The 19,633-nt window shown below is 56.2% G+C and carries 20 protein-coding genes and 1 tRNA gene; 10 read left to right on the forward strand and 11 right to left on the reverse strand.

What is annotated here, in order from left to right; translation table 11 throughout:
* Positions 1 to 134 precede the first annotated feature (134 nt).
* Together RRB22_07925 and RRB22_07930 are read right to left on the reverse strand one after the other, a co-directional pair.
* Positions 135 to 2,051, reverse strand: coding sequence for an ATP-binding protein (locus RRB22_07925; GenBank protein ID MDT8384328.1), 1,917 nt, complete (start codon positions 2,049 to 2,051; stop codon positions 135 to 137).
* A gap of 198 nt (positions 2,052 to 2,249) precedes the next feature.
* A complete protein-coding gene (locus RRB22_07930) occupies positions 2,250 to 4,322 on the reverse strand; it encodes an EAL domain-containing protein (protein ID MDT8384329.1) in 2,073 nt (690 codons plus the stop codon).
* A 332-nt stretch (positions 4,323 to 4,654) separates the two neighbouring features.
* Here RRB22_07930 and RRB22_07935 point away from each other — a divergent pair, with 332 nt between their 5' ends.
* Positions 4,655 to 4,993 (forward strand): hypothetical protein, encoded by a 339-nt coding sequence (locus RRB22_07935; protein ID MDT8384330.1) that lies wholly within the window; start codon positions 4,655 to 4,657, stop codon positions 4,991 to 4,993.
* A 172-nt stretch (positions 4,994 to 5,165) separates the two neighbouring features.
* On the opposite strand, the gene RRB22_07940 is transcribed toward RRB22_07935, so the two are convergent.
* The 3 genes from RRB22_07940 to tadA all read right to left on the reverse strand — a co-directional run bounded on the left by RRB22_07940 (position 5,166) and on the right by tadA (position 6,789).
* A tRNA-Ser gene (locus tag RRB22_07940) sits at positions 5,166 to 5,255 on the reverse strand.
* Positions 5,256 to 5,296: 41 nt separating this feature from the next.
* Positions 5,297 to 6,271, reverse strand: a complete 975-nt coding sequence (locus tag RRB22_07945) for an MBL fold metallo-hydrolase (protein MDT8384331.1) — start codon at positions 6,269 to 6,271, stop codon at positions 5,297 to 5,299.
* A 71-nt stretch (positions 6,272 to 6,342) separates the two neighbouring features.
* On the reverse strand, positions 6,343 to 6,789 hold the full coding sequence (tadA, locus tag RRB22_07950) for a tRNA adenosine(34) deaminase TadA (GenBank protein ID MDT8384332.1): 447 nt from the start codon (positions 6,787 to 6,789) through the stop codon (positions 6,343 to 6,345).
* Positions 6,790 to 7,366: 577 nt separating this feature from the next.
* On the opposite strand from tadA, the gene RRB22_07955 reads away from it, so the two are divergent.
* From RRB22_07955 to RRB22_07965, 3 genes are all read left to right on the forward strand, one after another.
* Positions 7,367 to 7,927 (forward strand): YSC84-related protein, encoded by a 561-nt coding sequence (locus RRB22_07955; GenBank protein MDT8384333.1) that lies wholly within the window; start codon positions 7,367 to 7,369, stop codon positions 7,925 to 7,927.
* A gap of 346 nt (positions 7,928 to 8,273) precedes the next feature.
* Positions 8,274 to 9,215 (forward strand): ice-binding family protein, encoded by a 942-nt coding sequence (locus tag RRB22_07960; protein ID MDT8384334.1) that lies wholly within the window; start codon positions 8,274 to 8,276, stop codon positions 9,213 to 9,215.
* 216 nt (positions 9,216 to 9,431) lie between these two features.
* Positions 9,432 to 9,623: a Thivi_2564 family membrane protein gene (locus RRB22_07965; protein MDT8384335.1), complete on the forward strand. Its 192-nt coding sequence runs from the start codon at positions 9,432 to 9,434 to the stop codon at positions 9,621 to 9,623.
* 178 nt (positions 9,624 to 9,801) lie between these two features.
* On the opposite strand, the gene RRB22_07970 is transcribed toward RRB22_07965, so the two are convergent.
* Positions 9,802 to 9,993, reverse strand: coding sequence for a hypothetical protein (locus RRB22_07970; GenBank protein MDT8384336.1), 192 nt, complete (start codon positions 9,991 to 9,993; stop codon positions 9,802 to 9,804).
* Between the two features lie 670 nt (positions 9,994 to 10,663).
* Between RRB22_07970 and RRB22_07975 the strand changes: the two genes are divergently transcribed.
* The 3 genes from RRB22_07975 to RRB22_07985 all read left to right on the forward strand — a co-directional run bounded on the left by RRB22_07975 (position 10,664) and on the right by RRB22_07985 (position 14,433).
* Positions 10,664 to 11,434, forward strand: coding sequence for a Crp/Fnr family transcriptional regulator (locus RRB22_07975; GenBank protein MDT8384337.1), 771 nt, complete (start codon positions 10,664 to 10,666; stop codon positions 11,432 to 11,434).
* A 291-nt stretch (positions 11,435 to 11,725) separates the two neighbouring features.
* Positions 11,726 to 13,642, forward strand: coding sequence for a diguanylate cyclase (locus tag RRB22_07980; protein ID MDT8384338.1), 1,917 nt, complete (start codon positions 11,726 to 11,728; stop codon positions 13,640 to 13,642).
* On the forward strand, positions 13,639 to 14,433 hold the full coding sequence (locus tag RRB22_07985) for an EAL domain-containing protein (protein ID MDT8384339.1): 795 nt from the start codon (positions 13,639 to 13,641) through the stop codon (positions 14,431 to 14,433). The genes RRB22_07980 and RRB22_07985 overlap by 4 nt, the downstream gene beginning before the upstream one ends.
* Positions 14,434 to 14,542: 109 nt before the next feature.
* Here RRB22_07985 and RRB22_07990 read toward each other — a convergent pair whose 3' ends face one another.
* The 5 genes from RRB22_07990 to RRB22_08010 all read right to left on the reverse strand — a co-directional run bounded on the left by RRB22_07990 (position 14,543) and on the right by RRB22_08010 (position 17,901).
* Complete coding sequence (locus RRB22_07990) at positions 14,543 to 14,689, reverse strand: lmo0937 family membrane protein (GenBank protein ID MDT8384340.1); 147 nt, start codon at positions 14,687 to 14,689, stop codon at positions 14,543 to 14,545.
* A 330-nt stretch (positions 14,690 to 15,019) separates the two neighbouring features.
* On the reverse strand, positions 15,020 to 15,286 hold the full coding sequence (locus tag RRB22_07995; protein MDT8384341.1) for a DUF6316 family protein: 267 nt from the start codon (positions 15,284 to 15,286) through the stop codon (positions 15,020 to 15,022).
* A 196-nt stretch (positions 15,287 to 15,482) separates the two neighbouring features.
* The gene (locus tag RRB22_08000; protein ID MDT8384342.1) at positions 15,483 to 16,439 is read right to left on the reverse strand and encodes an OmpA family protein; all 957 of its coding nucleotides are present in this window, start codon (positions 16,437 to 16,439) and stop codon (positions 15,483 to 15,485) included.
* Positions 16,440 to 16,491: 52 nt separating this feature from the next.
* Entirely contained in the window at positions 16,492 to 16,854 is a 363-nt protein-coding gene (locus RRB22_08005; GenBank protein ID MDT8384343.1) for a DUF4398 domain-containing protein, read from the reverse strand.
* 339 nt (positions 16,855 to 17,193) lie between these two features.
* On the reverse strand, positions 17,194 to 17,901 hold the full coding sequence (locus RRB22_08010; protein ID MDT8384344.1) for a Crp/Fnr family transcriptional regulator: 708 nt from the start codon (positions 17,899 to 17,901) through the stop codon (positions 17,194 to 17,196).
* 270 nt (positions 17,902 to 18,171) lie between these two features.
* Between RRB22_08010 and RRB22_08015 the strand changes: the two genes are divergently transcribed.
* The 3 genes from RRB22_08015 to RRB22_08025 form a co-directional block, all read left to right on the forward strand.
* Positions 18,172 to 18,375, forward strand: a complete 204-nt coding sequence (locus tag RRB22_08015) for a CsbD family protein (GenBank protein ID MDT8384345.1) — start codon at positions 18,172 to 18,174, stop codon at positions 18,373 to 18,375.
* 125 nt (positions 18,376 to 18,500) lie between these two features.
* Entirely contained in the window at positions 18,501 to 18,833 is a 333-nt protein-coding gene (locus RRB22_08020; GenBank protein MDT8384346.1) for a BON domain-containing protein, read from the forward strand.
* 598 nt (positions 18,834 to 19,431) lie between these two features.
* Positions 19,432 to 19,633, forward strand: a 202-nt coding sequence (locus RRB22_08025; protein ID MDT8384347.1) for a sodium:proton antiporter, incomplete at its 3' end; no start/stop codon positions are given.

Here is a 19,633-nt window from a genome sequence, read left to right on the forward strand (position 1 = left end):
CGGCTGTCCAGGCTCCAGAACTTACTGCCTTTGGGCACAATCACTATCACGATCTACAGCCATACTCGAACAGGGCAATTCAGAGCGCCATTACCTGGGTCACAGAAATCGGTTTCTGCTATTGCGCGATTCCATCAGGCCACATCATCGTGGGACTCTATGTATTTCTTGTCTGCAAGGATCATCTCGGCAGAGGACTTGGCCAGGGTAAAGTGCAGGGTCGCGCCCCTACCGACCGCGCCCTCTCCCCAGACCTCTCCGCCATGGCGCAGGATAATACGTTTAACGGTAGCGAGCCCGAGGCCGGTACCGGGAAACTCTTCGGAATTGTGCAGGCGCCTAAAGGGCAAAAATAATTTTTCTGCATATTGCATATCAAAGCCGGCGCCATTGTCTTTCACCGAATAGACGACCTTTCCATCAATGGTCTCGCGGTAAAACTCAATCTGTGGGCGTTCGGTCTGGGAGCTGAATTTCCAGGCATTTTCCAGCAGGTGCTCGATGACAATACTCAGCAGTTCTGGATCACCGTAGGCGACAACCTCTTTTTCAATCCTGCAGTCAACCTTTGCGTCGCCATATTTTTCCCTCAGCCCCTGGACGATCTGCTCGGCAATATCGCTCAGGTTTACCTTCCGCCGATACAGGTCCTGCCGGGTGACGCGGGACAGAATGAGAATATCGTCAATCATCCGGCCCATTTCTTCCGTGCCATGACAAATACGTTTCAGGTTGTTGCGTCCCTCTTCATCCACAACATCCGCATAATCTTCCAGCATGGCCTTGCTGAATCCATTGATCACGCGCAGTGGCACACGTAAATCCTGTGACAGGGAATGGGCAAAGGATTGCAGTTCCTGATTCACCGACAACAGCTCGGCGGTTCGTTCATCCACCACATTTTCCAGATGTTCACGATAGAGCTGCAACTCCATTCTGGCGTTGACGCGCTCGCTCACATCAAACATAAAGCCCTGCAATACAGGGGAACGAGGATCCTTACTGGATTTATGCACCCAGTCCCTTACCCACACCACCTTTCCAGAGGCGTTCAACATGCGATATTCGATCTCTTTCTCCTCGCCACCAGAGGCGACACGGCGATAAAAATCTTCCGCCATTTTCACATCTTCGGGATAGACATGATTCAGCCAGAATTTTTCCTGGCACCATTCCTCAACGCTATAACCAAGAATATCGGTTATCTGCGGACCGACATAGGTAATGCGCCGGGAGTTGAGGTCCAGTTCCCATGGAATCACATTGGCCGTTTCGACCAGCTGTCGATAATGCGACTCGCGCTGTTCAAGCTCCAGGTAGGACTTTTGCAGGTTGGCGATCATCGCATCAAAGGCGCAGGCCAACACACCCACCTCATCATTTCGGTTTCGCAACGCATCGCCGATAACACGATGAGGGCTATCGAACGAGGTTGAGGTGATGCGCTGTGTCAGCGCCGAAAGCGGATTGATTGATCGGCTGAGGACAATAAAAATCGTCGCCATCGACAGCAGCCAGGTCGCAATCAGGGCCAGGATGATCTCGTTACTGCGCCGTCCCTGAAAAAGGGGGCTGATATCCTCGAAATGGCCCACATGAACATTGCCGAGATGGATGGGGCTATCCGTGCGCATTCCCATGATCGGGTAAACCACCTCCCGAACCGGGCGGCCCTGATACGAGACGTGGCGGGTGTGGGGCGCATCAATCGGCTGGATGATCGCGATCGCGGCGGCGTCAATCGCCGTATCGGTGCCAATCACCTTGCCCTGCGTATCAATCACCAGGGCATAGGCCAGATGGATTTGGGGCTCGGCTTGCGCAATAACAACCTGCAGACTATTGCGAAGCGGATCAGGCTGTCCCTGCTGCTGCAGGGCCTGACGCGCATCATCAACCAGGCTCAGGGCAGCCAATTTTACCTGCGCCAGCTGATTCGAGGAAAACTGCAGCGCGCTGGACTGCAGCAGCACATATCCCAGGCCCAGCATTGCCAGACACAACACGCTGCCCAGACTGACCGTGACCCGGCTATACAATCCCCATTTCATATTCGTGTCATTCTCTCGCTGTGTGGCAATCGGTCAATGATTGCTACTGAGATCGGCCCGCCCCATGGGGGCTGGAATATTGCGGTATATCAAAGCCGGCAATGATATCGCCTATACGGTCGACAAAAAAGCATTTGTAACGGAACGCTGGGACTCCTGCCACCTGAGCAAACAGATCCTGCCAGGGGAGAGGGGAAATCAGGACGGTGTGCTTGCGATGAAGCGGGAGACCAGTTCATCGCTCGGCATGGGGCGATCATAATAGTAGCCCTGCGCATTATCGCAACCATGCTCACGCAGAAAATCCGCCTGCGCCTCGGTCTCCACGCCTTCGGCAATCACCGACAGGTTGAGCCGGTGCCCCATCGCGATAATGGTATCGATAATGGCGACATCATCGTTGTCTGCGGGCACATCCGCCACAAATGACTGGTCAATTTTCAATACGTCCAGCGGGAATTTTTTCAGATAACTCAGTGACGAGTAACCGGTGCCAAAATCATCAATCGCGATCCGCATCCCCATCTCATGGCATTCCTGCAAGATATGCAGGGCCATTTCCGGATCATCCATGACGCAGCTTTCGGTAATCTCCAGTTCAATCATCCGCGGCTCGGTATCCGTTTCTTTCAGTACCCGGCGAATCATCTCCACCAGGCCCTGATCACGAAACTGACGCGCCGATAGGTTCACCGCGATGGGTATCGCGCCATTTCCCGCCGTTTTCCAGGCCAGATGGTCGGCGCAGGCCTGCCGCAATACCCATTCGCCCACGGATACAATCAGGCTGGTTTCCTCCAGCAGGGGAATAAACCGGGCCGGCAGCATCATCTCTCCACCCTCCCGCTGCCAGCGGAGCAGGGCCTCGACGCCAATAATCTGTTTCGTCTCCAGCGACAGCTGCGGCTGGTAATACAGCTGGAACTCCTCGCGCTCCAGGGCACGGCGCAGAGCGTTTTCCATGCTCAGGCGGTCGTCCGCATCCACGTGCATGGAGGTCTTGTAGAATTGATAACTTGCCCCGCCGTGGCGCTTGGCGGAATGCACTGCGGTATCGGCAAAACGCGCCAACTCCTCATATTCCGTCGCATCGTCCGGGTAGATGGCAATCCCCACACTCGGCGCCAGAAAGATTTCCTGACCAGCGGCGGGAAACGGTTCGGCAAAGGCACCGGTCAACAGGCGCACCATTCCCTCGATGTCGGTGCCAGACTCGAGATCAACCAGCGTGATGCCGAATTCATCACCGACAAAGCGGGCAATCAGGTCCTCCTGTCGTATGCTGCCCGCCAGACGCTGTCCAACCTGCTGCAGCAGCTGGTCACCAACCTTGTGCCCCAGGGTGTCGTTGATGGTAACGAAGCGATCAATATCGATATGCAGGTAGGCGACGCACCTCCTGTCCTTTTTGGCGCGCTGGATGGCCCGTTTGCATCGCTCCCTGAACAGGGTACGGTTGGGCAGGCCCGTGAGGGCGTCGTAAGACATCAGATGCTGGATACGGTCTTCGGCCTGCTTTTGCTGACTAAGATCGGTAAACCCCGCGATGAGGTGGCTCACCTGCCCCGCCTCATCGGTCACCGCACTGATGGTTAACCACTCGGGAAAGATCTCACCCGTTTTACGCCGGTTCCAGATCTCACCCTGCCAGTAGCCATGGTCGTTAATCGACGACCACATGCCGCGATAAAATCCCTTGTCATGGCGCCCGGACTGCAAGATGCTGGGGTTCTTCCCAATCATGTCCGTTTCTGAATAACCGGTGATTTCGGTAAAGGCCTTGTTGACGCGCAAAATGTTCGCTTGATAATCGGTGATCATCACGCCCTCGACGCTGGATTCAAACACCTTGGCGGCCAGTCGCAGATCGGCCTCGGCGCGTTGCTGTGCGCGGCGCACCTCGGCTTCGCGCAGCTCGCGCTCAATGGCCGGCACCAGGCGCGCCAGGTTATCCTTCATGATGTAGTCGTGGGCACCCGAGCGCATCAATTCCACTGCGGACTCTTCGCCCATGGCGCCTGAAATAACGATAAAGGGCAGATCGATATGCATGGATTCCAGCAGGGCCAACGCGGCGGGGCCACTGAAGATCGGCATGTTGTAATCAGAAAGCACGACGTCCCAGTCACGCGTCTCCAGGGCCGCCCGCATATCTTCCGCTGTGTCGACCCGCTTGTAGGCAGGCTCGTAGCCCCCCTTTTTGAGCTGGCGCAGGGTCAGGGCCGCGTCATCCTCGGAATCCTCCACCAGCAACACGCGCAGGGTCTGCATGCTCAATATTTCTCTCGGCAAAAGGCGGGGCTGGACGGCATCATTCTTACTATGATCGGCACGAAATTCCTACGGTTAATAATTTTTTTAGTCTCAAGCCTACAATACCTCTCTAGCTTCCTTAACACTCAACCTGGTGGGTTCGATACAGGCCTGGCGGACACGGTGCCGACTGGAGAGCTTAACCTACTGATTCACCTTGGCACCATAGCCGCCTGAGGCAAACCTGTGGCCCTGTCGACGGGCGCCTGAAATTCCAGTGCAGGCCTGATATTCTTCGCCAGTCGTGGCACAATTCTGCCGCATCCTTCACAGGCCATCAAATCGTGTCCATGAAACATCACGCCCCCGCTGCCCCATTGCTTATCCTGTCGGTGCTGCTGGCCATCAATCCGGGCATGGCAGCGGAACGCGACATCGACAAGCTGAAGACGCAGCAACAGCAACTCCAGTCATTATTGGCGGATATCGAGCAGACCGCTCAGCAACGCGCGCAGCATCACGCACAGATCAAACGACTCAAACACCAGCTCGAATGCAACTGGACGCTGATCCGCAGCTACGAAGTCTGCGGCCAGTTGCATCACGACAATCCACAGGCGCATCTGGACTGCTCCTCAACCGCCAGGCGCACCGCCGCGACCTGCCTGGACTCAGGCGATACAGAATAACTGCGATCCCCGATGGGGTTTGCGTGCGCCGGGAAAACCGGCACCTCGTCATCGAAATGGATCGGATCAGGGGGCTAGGAGGCTCTCAGTCGTCGAACAGGGGTTCTCATCCAGAACTCCATCACCGAAACACTAAAAAAGGCCACCCTAATGGGCGGCCTTTTTTAGTGTTTGGCGGAGAAGGAGGGATTCGAACCCTCGGAACTCGTAAGAGTTCACTTGATTTCGAATCAAGCCCATTCGGCCACTCTGGCACCTCTCCAAAAAGTTTGCGTAAACTACGCGTCGTACAAAAAATTTCCTCTACCTGGCAACCGATGCCGCTTCCATGTCCAGATACACGTAATAGGCATTGAAACGATTTGCCTTGGCGGCCGGCATGTTCTCATAGAGAGACCAATCCATGGCTGCGTACGCCTCGTCGAATGGTACAAGATTTTCTACCGCTTCGCCCATATGCTTTTGTAAAAAAAGCAGATATTCCAGGGTAAAACTCACCGCTGTGGCGGGCCTGGTGGATACCGGCCCATGCCCCGGCACAATCGCCTTGAGTCTGCTGGTATCCATATTGGTCAGGCTTTCTATCCAATACTTCGGCTTGGCACCCGCAACAAAGGGGATACGCCCCTCAAAAATCAGGTCCCCCGCAAACGTCACGCCGCTCTGGACAACATTCAGCATCAGGTCGCCTTCTGAATGTGTTGAGCCCAGCGGGATAATCTCAAAATCGAGCCCCCCTAGCTGGAACTGCATTTTCTGCGCAACATAGACATCCGGCTCAACCAGGCGGGCATTCTCGTCGACCCAGGGAAACAGTGCTTCGCGGCGCTGCTTCAGGCGTCCCTCTGCCGCCGGCGATGCCAGATAGTCCTTGACGCCCAGCGGGGCAATAATTTCCGCGCCCTGATCCTTAAACACCTGCAGGCCGTAAATATGGTCCGCGTGGTAATGCGTAACCACCACCTTGACGACGGGTTTATCGGTAACGGCACGAATCTTGGTTAACAACAGATAGCCCAGCGACGGCGTGCCCAGGGCATCCACCACCACCACCCCCTGCTCGGTCACGACCACCCCGGCATTCGACATAAAGCCCTGATTATCCGTAGCCTCGCCGGCAACCCCTTGCACGTAGTACGTATTGGGGGCCACTTCGATCAGATTCATCTCTACGTCAGTGGGCTCGTAGGGTACGTTCGCCCAGGGATTCTCCGCCTGCGCCGCCGCCACAAACAATCCGCCGCACAGCAGCATCACACCAACAGCAATATCTTTCACGGGCATGGTCATCCAGTCATTTAATGTTAATTGTATTAGCCCTGAATCCGTGGCTTAACCACGGATTCAGGTTAGCGTCTGGCGCGGAAAAACCGCCGCAACAGATCACCGCATTCCCCTGCCAGCACACCACCCTCAACCTGCACGGCATGGTTAAACTGATCACTGCCCAGCAGGGAAAACGCGCTGCCGGCGGCGCCGACCCGCGGATCCGTTGCACCATACACCACCCGCGCAACACGCGCATGAATAATGGCCCCGGCGCACATCACGCAGGGTTCCAGTGTGACGTAGAGCGTGGTGCCGGGCAGGCGATAATTCTCCTCTGCCAGGCCCGCGGCGCGCAAGGCCATCACCTCGGCATGCGCGGTAGGGTCATGGCTGACTAGCGGCTGATTCCAGCCTTCGGCAAGCAACCCGCCCTCGCGCACAATCACGGCACCGACCGGCACTTCACCTTGTTGCTCAGCGCGCTGTGCCAGCAACAGGGCATGGCGCATCCAGTGGCTATCGTTCATTAGCATATCAGCATCAGCGCAAATAATGGAGTGATTGGCTATTCCATTCGACTGTAAACAAGCCACAAAAAGCCGGTGATGACGCGGTTTTTTCGGCCATCATCAGTGTCGATACCATGAAAAATACCCTGTTCAATAATTCTTTAGAGGGCACATTATGAGGCATACCCGCGATGGCGGCCAGAAGGGCCTGCTGTTCTGGATAACAAGCCATCCCAAGCCATCAATGTCCCGCAAGCGCCGCTCCCAAATCGTCATGTTGCCATGCGATCGATCCCGGTTTGCATGAGACCCAATCGCGCGGCCTCTTCACGCCAGGTTGCAAGCGCATGCCCGACCTTCGAGGTCGCCCACCCACGGCGGACGAGGGTCGTGCTATGTACGTCAGCGTACAGATCGCGCGTGATAATACGACTAATCTTTTGCCTCATCCGGAGTTTTCCCTGCGATCGATGCAGGACGTCGCTGCGCAGGATGCGCCAGCGGTGAAAGGCGGGCTCCGGCATCCGGCTACCCGGATGGCTATTTCCGCCCGTCGGGCTGCCCAGGAACAACCTAACCAGCAAGGAGCATCAAGATGTATAACATACGAAGCCAAGTCCGCTCACTCGCGCTCGCGACGGCCGCCATCGTCACCATAAGCGTAATGAATCAGGCAGGCGCGGCAACCGCTGAGGATCTGGATAAGGATTCCCGGCAGGCCTTGCAGACGCTCTATCAAACCGAACCTGTTGCCAAAACGCTTTCGAGCACGGCCAAGGCGGTGTTGGTGTTCCCCAATATCATCAAGGCCGGCCTGGTGTTTGGCGGCAGTTATGGCGAAGGCGTGTTGATAAAGGGCTCGAAAGTCACCGATTATTACAACTCCGTTACCGGATCCTGGGGTCTGCAAATAGGTGCCCAGTCCTACGGATACGCCGTGTTTCTGATGACGGATAAGGCGGTTAGTTACGTCGAAAAGACCCAGGGCTGGGAAATTGGCGTGGGTCCGACCGTTGTTGTGGTCGACGAGGGGGTGGCAAAGAATCTTTCGACATCCTCGCTAAAGAATGATGCCTATGCGTTTATTTTCAGCCAGCAAGGATTGATGGCGGGCATCAGCATCGAGGGCACGAAGATTTCCCGGATCAAACGCTAAATCAACAAGGGACCGGAGGCAAGCTGCCTCCGTCCTGACAGGGGAAACCCTACTGGCGCTCGTGAATTACCCGTCGACCCATGCGGAAAAGGGTGTTTGGTGTTTATGCTGCTTATACTTTCGTTGGCAAGCTGTACGCCTGGTTTTCATGCCTGTTCACGGATAACAGGACTTTATCAAAAAATAATCAACGCATATAAATTGCACTATAGTTATATAGGGCTTAAGCAGTTCAAAAATGGTAACGTGGTTTTTGCGGTGCTTTTAATCCCCGAGTCCGCTCGTGAGTAAAGTGATTTTTTCCCCATCCGGGTGAAACTTTCAGGATGAATAACGAATACAAGGAATGAATCTGATGAACGCACCAAAATACTTGTCACTACTGTCATTGACGGTAATCACTACGCTTTACGGCGCCTCCCCGGTATTGGCGACGCCATTGCTGGGTTCCGATTTGGCGAGCTTTACGGTTCTAGGCGCCTCGACCGTGACCAATGTCCCCACAAGTACCATCGTTGGCAATGTCGGTGTCTGGTCAAGCGGTGGCGCGAATGCGATTACCGGATTTAACTCCTCACCCGGCGTTGGGGTCTCGGACCCGCAGGTGACAGGAGGAAGCGTATATGCCGGCGGTGCACTCGCGCAGTCGGCTCAGGATCAACTCACCACTGCGAGAAACAATCTTGCCTCTCTGGGGTCAGGTACCGTCCTGATAGATGCGGATCTGACGCTTGCAGGGACGCTCGCTCCGGGCGTCTATACAGTCCCGGCGGGAACGACCAATTTGTCCGGGTCTCTGACGCTTGACGGCGGGGGCAACGCCAATGCGGCCTGGGTGTTTCAGATGCCGAGCACGCTGATCACCTCGCCCAATTCTGTCGTGAACCTGATCAATACCGATGACGGCGCCGGTGTCTATTGGAATGTCGGCAGTTCCGCGACCATCGATGTAAACACGACATTCCTCGGGAACATTCTCGCGCTCACCGACATCGGCATGTTCACCACCTCAACGGATCTTTGCGGTAGAGCCCTGGCGGATACTGGTCAGGTAGTGTTGCAACAAAACAGCCTCTCCGGCATTTGCACGGGTGTTCTGGCCGGCAGCAACGGCTTGAACGGCGGCCTTGATGTTACAACGACACCCGGCGGCACGATGGAGGTCGCCTTTCTTCCATACGCCCCTGTTAACGGTGGTGGTGTGAGCGTACCCGAGCCGGCCACGCTGGCGCTGATGGGACTCGGACTCACGGGGCTTGGATTTCGTCGACGTCGTCGGCACGGTTGAGATAAACGACCCGCCACGCCAAGCCCTGCTTCGGTAAGGTTTGGCGTTTGTGCGCTGCCGGGAACAGGGTTTGTCTGTATACAGCCTGCGGGTCGCTCTTGATCGGCTGAGATCAGTATCGAGGGCTCAAAACTTTCCCGGATCAAACGCTAAATCAAACGCTAAATCAACAAGGAGACGAAGGCAAATTGCCTCCGTCCTGACAGGAGAAACTGCATGCCTCTGATTAATCTGATCGTCATCCTGATCGTGATTGGCGTACTGCTTTGGCTCGTCAATACCTACATACCCATGGACCGCAAGATCAAAAATATTCTAAATATCGTGATCGTCATTGCTGTCGTACTATGGCTACTGCAGGTTTTCGGCGTGCTGGGATCTCTGGACAACATACGTATCGGCGGCTGACCAATCTCCGCCTGCCGAGTCCGACCGGCTGTAACCGCCAACACAATCACACCGCTAACTACAACTACACGTTTTGTCCCGGCGTTCCGAATGAAGGGTATCCTTTTCATGCGCCTTGCTGGTATGTGCCGCGCCGTATTTTCATCACCTGCCGTTCGCCTGCACTAACCGTCAAAGGTTACTTGTTATCGTCCTGTGTCTTATCCTCGATGGCATCACCGGCTTCTTCGATTTTATCTCCTGCCTTCTCTGCCGCATTGTCGATACTCTCGCCGGCTTTCTCCGCCGGGCCCTGCTTCTCGCAACCGGGGAGTGCTACAAATAACGCAATTACCACCAGGGCTGCACTGACGATCTGGACTGGTTTCATGATTCATACCTCTTTAAAAAATTGACATGGAAATGAGAGCAACTGTGTCAGTCATTCTCGTTATGGGATCAGAACAATGTGCGACTGCGACTCACCCGCCGATCAGCGCAGCTCACGTTGATCATCATTTATCGTCGTCGACTTCGTGGCCGATGATGCCACCGACCGCGGCGCCGATAGTTCCAGCCTATGCAGAGCGCCCCTCGCCATCTGTCTGCTAGTACTCCTTCAACCTAATAATGACGGGCTCAGTTGGCCTGTCAGCGTTCAGGGCAAGGCGTGCCTCGCAACTAATGGCCGTAGCCCTTAGTAAGAGGCGCAACGCCGCCATGGACGCTGACAGGTCAACCCTTCGGGCGCTCCTGTGGTGTCCCGCTGCCGCGTTGCAGTGCTTGACAAGGACTATGGCCATTGCCTGCGCACTGCGCCTTGCCGCGAAACACCACAGGAACGCTGAGCCCGTCATTATTAGGTTGAAGGAGTACTAGCGTACATAAACGGCAATCGCAGGGTGTGCCTGTCGTGTCATCTGCCCGACCTGCCTGCTACGTCTGTGCGCTGTCGCGCACACGCAAAAATGGGTGGTCTATACTGCTCTATTATCGGCAGTACCAGGTTCTGCCACGTCCCTAAGGCAGTTTAATCGCAACCAAAAGCTTGGAGTTCGCCTATGCACGACCAGCACACCCCCCATCAGAATCACCTGCTCGCCGCACTCCCGGAGGAGGAATACGCGCGCCTGTCCTCGCATCTTGAGCTGGTCCCGATGCCGCTCGGCATGGTGCTCTACGAGTCCGGCAGCGAGTTGCATCATGTCTATTTTCCCACCACGGCTATCGTCTCCCTGCTCTACGTCATGATGGATGGCGCGTCGGCCGAAATCGCCGTGGTCGGCAATGAGGGTATCATCGGTGTCGCCCTGTTCATGGGCGGCAGAACCATGCCCAACCGGGCCGTCGTGCAGAGCGCCGGCCATGCTTACCGGTTGAAGGGGCGACTGCTCAAGCAGGAATTCAATCGCTCCGGCGAGCTGCAACATCTGTTACTGCGCTACACGCAGGCCTTGCTGACGCAGATGGCACAGACTGCGGTGTGCAACCGCCATCATTCTCTCGATCAGCAACTGTGCCGCTGGCTGTTGCTGAGCCTCGACCGTCTGCCCTCCAACGAATTGGTCATGACCCAGGAGTTAATCGCGAATATGCTCGGCGTGCGCCGCGAGGGCGTCACGGAGGCGGCGGGCAATCTGCAGAAGGCCGGCCTGATCAGGTATCAACGTGGCCACATCACGGTGCTCGACCGCCCCGGACTGGAAGCGCGTGCCTGCGAGTGCTATGCGGTCGTCAAGAAGGAATTCGACCGCCTACTCCCGGTTACTCACGCGCTGAGGTCAGCATGGATTCCGGACATTCCCGTCAGCGCCAGCGCAAGACAGCACTGAGCTTGGCGATGATGACTTCGACACGGCGATTTTTTCACAGGCTCTCACCCTTTCCGGAAACAACGAGGCGACATTTTTTATTAAACGCTGGAATCCGCTTCTGTGTTTAACGAGTAGTTATCGAGTAGTTATATGTCATCCTGGCGAAGGCCGGGAGCCATTGCGTGCGGCCTCTGAGCATGCGCCGGTATGACGGACAACGGCCGGCTGCACAAACCTATGTACGCTAGCAGACAGATCCGGCCTGACCATGCAACTAAGCTAGCATTCCGGTCACGAAAGGATTTCGGTATGGATTGGGATATCATTGAACGCAACTGGAAGCCGTTCAAAAGCAAGGTAGAGCTGCTGTTCAACAGTCTCAGCGATGCCCACCCCGGCGCGCTTTCTGCCAGGCGCGTTGACGACACCACTAACAACCTCATCGGACCACAGATCAAACGCTTTGACAGCAGCAGAACCAGGCAGCGTGTCCCCAGCATCGCCGGCGGCAGGATCAGGTCCGGCAAGCGACCGGCTGCCGCGACTACCGTACTTTTCGTGGAACAGGAACCCGGTGTTTCCGGGCTGATCCAGGCGGGATTTGCCGACACACAAGGCGGCGCATTCCATGTCGAACGGGTGACGCGGCTCACCGACGCACTGCAACGCCTGGGCAAGGGAGGTGTCGAGGTGGTCATGCTTGACCTTACACTTCCCGATGGCCAGGGCCTCGAGGTATTCGACCAGATAATCGCGGCCGCGCCAAACGCCCTGATTTTTATCCTGACTCCGGCAGACGATGAAGACCTGGCGCGCCAGGCCGTACAGCGTGGCGCACACGACTATTTCCTCAAAGGCCATGTAGACAGCCACTGGTTGTCGCGTACCCTGCGTTACGTCGTTGACGGCAAGGCCACCCGGGGAGCACTGCTGAGCAGTGAGGCGCGCTTCCGCGCGATAAGTGATGCCTCTCCGCTGGGCATCTTCGTCTCCGATGCCCAGGGCAGTTGCGTGTATACCAACGCGGCCTATCAAAGGATATCCGGGCTGAGTTTCGAACAGGCGCTGGGCACGCGTTGGAGCATGGCGATTCACCCGGAGGACCGGCAGCGCGTGATCGACGATTGGCGCGCCGCGGCGCACAGCAATGCGCCGTTGCGGGCAGAGTTCCGCTTTCAGCGGCAAGATGGCAGCGTGGTGTGGACGCGCGTCAACAGCGCCGCCATGGGCGACGGCGTGGCGCCGCACGGGTATGTGCAGACGGTCGAGGATGTCACCGCGCGCAAGTCAACGGAATTCGGGTTACGGAAGGCGGAAGAGGCATTGTTCGAGGAGAAGGAGCGCGCCCAGGTGACCCTCAACTCCATCGGCGACGCCGTGCTGAGCACCGATAATCTCGGCAACATCACCTATTTGAACCTGGTGGCGGAGACCATGACCGGCTGGTCCAGCGAGGAGGCACTGGGGCGACCCTTTACGGAGGTGTTCAGGATCATCGACGGCAAGACCCGCCAGACCGCCGTGAATCCGGCGCAGCGCGCGCTCGACGAGGACCGGATCGTGGGCCTCTCCGCGGATTGCGTACTGATTCGCCGCGACGGGTCCGAGTCCGCCATCGAGGACTCCGCCGCGCCCATCCACGATCGCGACGGTAACGTCAGCGGCGCAGTGATTGTCTTCCATGACGTCAGCCAGTCGCGGGCTATGGCGTCGAAAATGGCCCATCAGGCCAAACACGACTTTCTCACCGATCTGCCCAATCGCACGCAGTTGATGGAACGGCTCTCCCAGGCCATAGGGCTGGCCCGAAGGCACGGAAAACAGGTCGCGTTGCTGTTTCTGGATCTGGATGATTTCAAACGCATCAACGACTCGCTGGGGCATGCGATCGGCGACCAGCTGCTGCAGTTGGTTGCGGAACGCCTGCTGGCGAGTGTGCGCAGCACCGACATGGTATGCCGCTATGGCGGGGACGAATTCGTGATCCTGCTGGATGAAATTAAGTTTCCGCAGGGTGCCGACCTGGTTGCGGAAACCCTGATCACCGCATTTGCCGCGCCGCATGTCATCGACCAACAGGAGCTCGATGTTACCCTGAGCATCGGCATCAGCGTATATCCGGTCGACGGCGACAACGTGGACGCGTTGATAAAGAACGCGGATACCGCGATGTTTCACGCCAAGGCGGACGGCCGCAACACCTACCAGTTTACAGCACCGACATGAACATTGATGTGAGTCATCGTCTGGCCGTGCAGAGCCATCTGCAGCGTGCCCTGAAGGAGCGCGAGTTCCTGCTGTACTACCAGCCGCAGATCAATCTCGTGTCAGGGGCGATGACCGGCGCCGAGGCGCTGATCCGCTGGCAGGATCCCAAACTCGGACTCGTATACCCCGGACATTTCGTGCCGATTGCCGAAGAATGCAGACTCATCGTGAAGATTGGCCGCTGGGCGCTGCGCGAAGCCTGCAGGCAGGTGCGGGCCTGGCAGGTTGCCGGTCTGCGCGTCGTACCCGTGACCGTCAATGTTTCCGCGGTGGAGTTCAGGCACAAAGGGTTCATCGAGGGAGTCGAGCAGATCCTACGGGAGACCAGCCTGGCGCCGGACCTTCTGGAACTGGAACTGACCGAAACCGTCCTCATGCACGACGCCGAGTCCTCGGCGTCTGTGCTTAACGCGCTCAAGGCCATAGGCGTGCGCCTGGCCATCGATGACTTCGGTACGGGTTATTCGAGCCTCAGTTATCTGAAACGCTTTCCGATCGACACCCTGAAAATCGATCAATCCTTCGTGCGCGACATCGTCAACGACGCGGACGGCGCGACCATTGTGGCCGCAGTGATCGGCCTGGGCAAAAACCTCAAGCAACGGGTCATTGCCGAGGGGGTGGAGACCCCCGAGCAACTTGCATTCCTGCGTAATCAACAGTGCGAAGAGGGGCAGGGTTTTCACTTCAGTCACGCCGTGCCCGCCGAGTCCTTCAGAAAGCTGCTTGAGACCGGACAACGCTGGTGATGTGGCACCCTCTCACTTTTCGGCCTTAATTCTGACAGGACCTGCTATTGCCCGCCGTCGTAGTAAGCACTGAGAGCCTGTGAAAAAATCGCCGGTCGTAGCGAGGGCATTACAGACGTCGACCCTGAATGAGCTGAACCAGAATCACGATGACCGCAATCACCAGGAGCACATGAATAAATCCGCCCATGGTGTACGCGGAAACAAAACCCAGAAGCCAGAGTACAATCAGGATGACTGCGATGGTCCATAACATTGTTCTTCTCCTTTTTTAATATTTTAATTATCGGGTGAATCGAAAATCTGTCGCCGTCTTCCCACGGAAAACCTCTGACCTGATTCTGAAATTAGAATCGCGGTGGGTACACAACACTTGCGATAACCAGCAGGACTTGTATAAGCACGCCCATGGTGTTCCCTGTAAAAAAACTTTAAGCCAGTGGACAACGAGAATAATTTCAATGATATCGAGTATCGAACTTCTTCATCAGCATTCAGAAACGCGATACCGCCATGTATATATCCGCGACGGGATCGGCTGAATATAACCTGAACCCGTGGCTTAACCGAGAATCCAGGTATAAATCTATCCAGACAAGTCTTTAAATATCTGTCGGCCGCTCTTGTTTTGTCTGGTGCTAACTTCGCGATCCTGCTGCAGCCGATTCTCAAACGCAAACTGGTCATTCAGAAACTCAACCAGACCCTTCCTTGCCGAGGCTCGCGTCGGATAAGGCCCCTGATCCGGACCGCGCCGAATTGCAAACCACCATTCACTCTCGACCGGATAAAATCGTACGCTCCGAATGGGAACGGAACCTTGTTCTCCGTAACGACTATGTAACTGATCCATAACCGACCTCCGAACATATCAAACGGGTACTGAATTAGTGGCCATCCGTGGCCCGGTGCGTAGAGAACTACGCGTCCTTGCCCAAACCTGAACCGCAGTGGCTCATGCTCGGGGAAATTAGTGGTCTATATTTCCTATAATTCCAGGGTGGCCAGGGCAATCCCCGCCGAACTTGAATGATTCGCAGCAAAATAAATCAGCGCGGATCGACTTCACGTTCATCCTCGGAAATGACAATCTCCACGCGGCGATTGAGTTGTCGCGTGGCAGCGGTAGCGTTGCTGGCAACTGGATTCGACTCGCCATAGCCACGCGCGGCGACGCGGTCTGCGCTGACGCCTCTGCGGATCAGAAATGTGCGCACAGCTTCGGCGCGCCGTTCCGAGAGCACCTGGTTATAGCTTTCACTGCCGGTGCTGTCGGTGAAGCCTTCGATTAGCACCTTGCGTTCCGGGTACTCCCGCAAAAAATCGGCGATCTTCTGCACATTGCGCTCGGATCCCGGTTTCAGCTCGGCCTGGTTGACATCGAACAGAACGTCGCCGAGCGTGATGACCAGTCCACGTTCGGTTTTCCGCGCATTCAATTCCGCAAGCTCTTTCTCCATCTCACTCACTCTTGTGGTTGCGGCACCCAATTCAGCAGCGGCCTGTGCGGCAGCGGCCGCGGTGATCTCGGCCTGGCGAAGTTTGCTTCTTTCTCTTAAGGCTTCGGCGGCGGCCGTTTCCTGCGCCTGTTGCACAGCGGCCTCCTGCGCTATCCCCACCTGCTTACGAGCCGCATCGGCTTCGGCAGTTCGGAGTTCGAGGCGGACCGCGTCGCGCCTTTCGTCGGCACTGACGACATCCATTTCGGCGGCACGCAGCTTTCCCGTGTCCTGGGCGATCAACGCGCGCTGCTTGGCGAGGTAGGCCAAATGATCGACCAACTCCTCATCTTCCTTTTTGCTCCAGGCATTTTCCGCGCTTTCCAGCGCCTTGCCAGCTTGTTGCAGTTCCACTGCCGCATGTTTGGTGACGTCGGGATTGCTCTGCGCCGCAAGGTAATTGCTACGGGCTTCTTCAAGAACAGCGTGTTTCTCCGGTACGGTGCTGCAACCCATAAGGGTGGCGCCGATGACAAGGAGGGTGGGTACAATAGGGTTGCTTCGCATGATCAATTCCTTTGTGTGCATTTATACAGGTTGCTGTTGGCGCCATTCTGATTCACGGCGCGATACGTTCGAATTCCTCGCGCAGAATGCGATTCGACTCCTCCGCATTTTTAACCGCCAATTGGGCCTTGGCTAAAGCGGCTTTGGTTTCGGCGAGCTTGGCGTCGACCTGTGCCTGTTCCGCCAGACGTTTTGCCTTGACGTAGTCCTCGTCGGCCATTGCCTGTTCGGCAGCATTCATTTTTTCGGTGGCGGTTTTTAATTCCACGGGGGCATACTCATTGCCTCCGACACTGGCCGCGCGAGCGACCGTCGCCTTTGACACCGCGATCTGTTCCGTTGGCGGCGGCATGCTTGCACAGCCAATCATTAACAGCGTTATGCCAGCAATACCGACCAGGCCGGCTCGCGTCATGATGCGCGTCATGATGCGCGTCATGATTCGAAGAGCATCGTGGTGATTGGATATTTTCATAGTCTTTTCCGTCCGTGTAGAATTGAAGTAGATTGCAGGCAGAATCAACACTCCAGGTTTGTCAATAAGGACTGCTAGCCTTGTCGTGAATCATATAGGGCTGCGCAGATTGCATCTGTACGTTATCGAACATAGGACGAGAATTTTTCGATGTCCCGCGTGCTGTGCGCGTGACGTGCTATGTGCGTGAGATGATGGGGAGAAAAATTGCATGATCGTGTGGGTCGCATGGCGTTCCAGTCACGCATTTACAGGTCGTCCATAAACCAGTCTCTCGACCTACCCCAGCATACGCGCGTAGCTTGCCTTGTCGTCGGCGTAACACTGACAGGAAGCCGCTTCCAGACCGCGCGGGTTGAGAATCGTAATATCCCCACGCTGATAGCTGATTAACTTGCGAGCCTGCAGCGAACTGGCGGCCCGGGTGATGCCGACGCGGCGCACACCCAGCATGTAGGCGAGGAATTCATGGGTGATGTGGAACGTGTCTGAGTGTGCCCGATCACGCATCATCAGCAGCCAACGGGCCAGGCGTGCCTCGACGACGTGGAAGCGGGTGCAGGCCGCCGTCTGTGCAATCTGTTCGATCATGACGTGCAGATAGCGCTTGAGCAGATGCTCCAGGATGGGGCTGCGAGCGAGCTCACGGCGCAGCGGCACGACACCAATGCGCAGAGCCGGGCCCGCGCCCAGCACCAGGGCGTGCAGCGGCGACACCTCCACCCCCAGAATAAGGGACACACCCAGCATGCCTTCATTGCCGACCAGTCCCACCTCGAGACTGCTGCGTGGATCCATCGGCATCATGAGCGAGATACAAGATTCGCTCGGAAACCAGGCATGACGAATGAGCTCCCCGGGCTCGGCGAGAATCTCGGCAAACACCAGTTCGACGGGCTCGCACACCGCCAGGAAACGCTGTCGATCCTCGCGCGGCAAGGCGGCGAGTATGCGATTAACGGCGGGTACTGGTTTTTTGCCTGGCAACCGGCTATTCCTTGTATTGTGCATAATCACGACGGCATAACATGGCGCAGGATCCGCCAGGCGTCTGTCCGTTAGCACACAGATGAAACTGATCATTTGAAACTGATCATTGGCACGCAACGCAGCCATTGAGTGGTGCGGCCTGGACAAGGCACAAGTGAACGCGCCGCGAGACACACAGGCGTTGCGTACGATAGCGCACAGACCGTCAATGTCTGTGCACTATAGATTTAGTAACGGTAATCAAATCGTCAATCAAAGGAGCAGATTATGAACTGGGATATGGTCCAGGGAAACTGGAAGCAATTTAAGGGCAAGGTAAAGTCGCAATGGGGAAAACTCACCGACGATGAACTCGATGTGATTAACGGCAAGCGCGACCAATTGGCGGGCAAGATTCAGGAATCTTATGGCATCACCAAGGACGAAGCAGAGCAGCAGATCAAACGATTCGAAGACAGCAACAAGGAATAAGGTTTCCTTGCTAACCGCTGGAGTAAGAGAACGGGACTGAAGACAGGACTGGGTCTGACCCGCATCACTTAATCCCTAATGACTCACAACTTAACAACAACTTAACAACAACTGGAGAAGCCAACATGAAACACAACAATAAGTATCTTTCTGCACTGTTCCTGGCCGCAACACTGGTGTCCGGCGCAGGCCTGGTTACCCTTGCGGGCTGTGCCTCCACAGAGAAGCAGGAAGGGACCGGCGAATACGTCGACGACACCCTCATCACCACCAAGGTGAAAACGGCCATATTAAATGATGCAAACCTGAAATCTGCCGAGATCAATGTCGAGACCTTCAAGGGCGTGGTACAACTGAGCGGCTTCGTTAATTCTCAGGCGGACATCAACCGGGCGGTTGAGGTGGCGCGCCGCGTCAAGGGTGTGGTATCCGTCAAGAATGACATGCGGGTTAAGTAACGGCAGGCCAGGCGTGTCTGCCGAGGAACGCTGATGCAGGCACGTCAGAATAGCTGTTGCGAATACCTATTCAGCCGATACCTATTCAGCCATGGAACAAGCAATAATATGTGATTCTGGTGCAGGAGCGGCGAGCCGCCGCTCCTACATGAGTAGTGTCTTGCATAAGACAATCGGTCACGTGGATAGAATTTTGGAACCGTTATATAACATAGGCTTGTAGTAGATGCTGATGCCAGCCATCAAACCTCGCAGAGTGAAGATGACCGCATAGGTCGTCCTCCACCGTGGAGATCGACAGGTGTTTCGCCACGCCCTCTTCGACCACGCCCGCCCGGATGGAAATGTTTACTGTCTGCTTATCTCTGGTGAACGCCGACGCCGAACGACGCGTCCTGGCCGATATGCAAATAATGCTGCGCCTCATGTCTACTTCCTAACTTTCTTTCGATCTCCTGAGCGAATCACGCCACCCTGCCCGGTTCATCGTGAAGGTGTGTCAGCATTGTCGGCAGCGGACGGTCGGCAGCGGACGATTTCAAACGAGATGCGCCGAAACAATCACGTCAACCGAGAAACCCAATGAATCGAACGCACCATGACTAACGCACAATGGTTTTTACTCGTGGGCGGCATGCTGCTCGTGAGGGGCCTGACGGCGCCGATACTCCAGCGCCTGCCGGTCACCCCGGCCATTATTTATCTGGCGGTGGGACTGCTGGTCGGACCGACGGTGCTCAATCTGTTTCACTTCAACCCGCTCAAGGAATCGGCGCTGCTGGAAGTGCTGACCGAAGTGG

The organism is Gammaproteobacteria bacterium (assembly GCA_032250735.1).
GTDB lineage: Bacteria > Pseudomonadota > Gammaproteobacteria > SZUA-152 > SZUA-152 > SZUA-152.

Excerpts from the sequence above, each read along its gene's own strand:
- RRB22_08015 (MDT8384345.1), top strand. The coding sequence starts at position 18,172 with ATGAACTGGGATATGGTCCAGGGAAACTGGAAGCAATTTAAGGGCAAG.
- RRB22_07990 (MDT8384340.1), bottom strand. The coding sequence starts at position 14,689 with ATGTTATGGACCATCGCAGTCATCCTGATTGTACTCTGGCTTCTGGGT.
- RRB22_07965 (MDT8384335.1), top strand. The coding sequence starts at position 9,432 with ATGCCTCTGATTAATCTGATCGTCATCCTGATCGTGATTGGCGTACTG.
- RRB22_07930 (MDT8384329.1), bottom strand. The coding sequence starts at position 4,322 with ATGCAGACCCTGCGCGTGTTGCTGGTGGAGGATTCCGAGGATGACGCG.
- RRB22_07925 (MDT8384328.1), bottom strand. The coding sequence starts at position 2,051 with ATGAAATGGGGATTGTATAGCCGGGTCACGGTCAGTCTGGGCAGCGTG.
- RRB22_07970 (MDT8384336.1), bottom strand. The coding sequence starts at position 9,993 with ATGAAACCAGTCCAGATCGTCAGTGCAGCCCTGGTGGTAATTGCGTTA.
- RRB22_08000 (MDT8384342.1), bottom strand. The coding sequence starts at position 16,439 with ATGCGAAGCAACCCTATTGTACCCACCCTCCTTGTCATCGGCGCCACC.
- RRB22_07985 (MDT8384339.1), top strand. The coding sequence starts at position 13,639 with ATGAACATTGATGTGAGTCATCGTCTGGCCGTGCAGAGCCATCTGCAG.
- RRB22_07980 (MDT8384338.1), top strand. The coding sequence starts at position 11,726 with ATGGATTGGGATATCATTGAACGCAACTGGAAGCCGTTCAAAAGCAAG.
- RRB22_08020 (MDT8384346.1), top strand. The coding sequence starts at position 18,501 with ATGAAACACAACAATAAGTATCTTTCTGCACTGTTCCTGGCCGCAACA.
- tadA (MDT8384332.1), bottom strand. The coding sequence starts at position 6,789 with ATGAACGATAGCCACTGGATGCGCCATGCCCTGTTGCTGGCACAGCGC.
- RRB22_07975 (MDT8384337.1), top strand. The coding sequence starts at position 10,664 with ATGCACGACCAGCACACCCCCCATCAGAATCACCTGCTCGCCGCACTC.
- RRB22_07995 (MDT8384341.1), bottom strand. The coding sequence starts at position 15,286 with ATGGATCAGTTACATAGTCGTTACGGAGAACAAGGTTCCGTTCCCATT.
- RRB22_07960 (MDT8384334.1), top strand. The coding sequence starts at position 8,274 with ATGAATCTGATGAACGCACCAAAATACTTGTCACTACTGTCATTGACG.
- RRB22_07955 (MDT8384333.1), top strand. The coding sequence starts at position 7,367 with ATGTATAACATACGAAGCCAAGTCCGCTCACTCGCGCTCGCGACGGCC.
- RRB22_07935 (MDT8384330.1), top strand. The coding sequence starts at position 4,655 with ATGAAACATCACGCCCCCGCTGCCCCATTGCTTATCCTGTCGGTGCTG.
- RRB22_08005 (MDT8384343.1), bottom strand. The coding sequence starts at position 16,854 with ATGACGCGAGCCGGCCTGGTCGGTATTGCTGGCATAACGCTGTTAATG.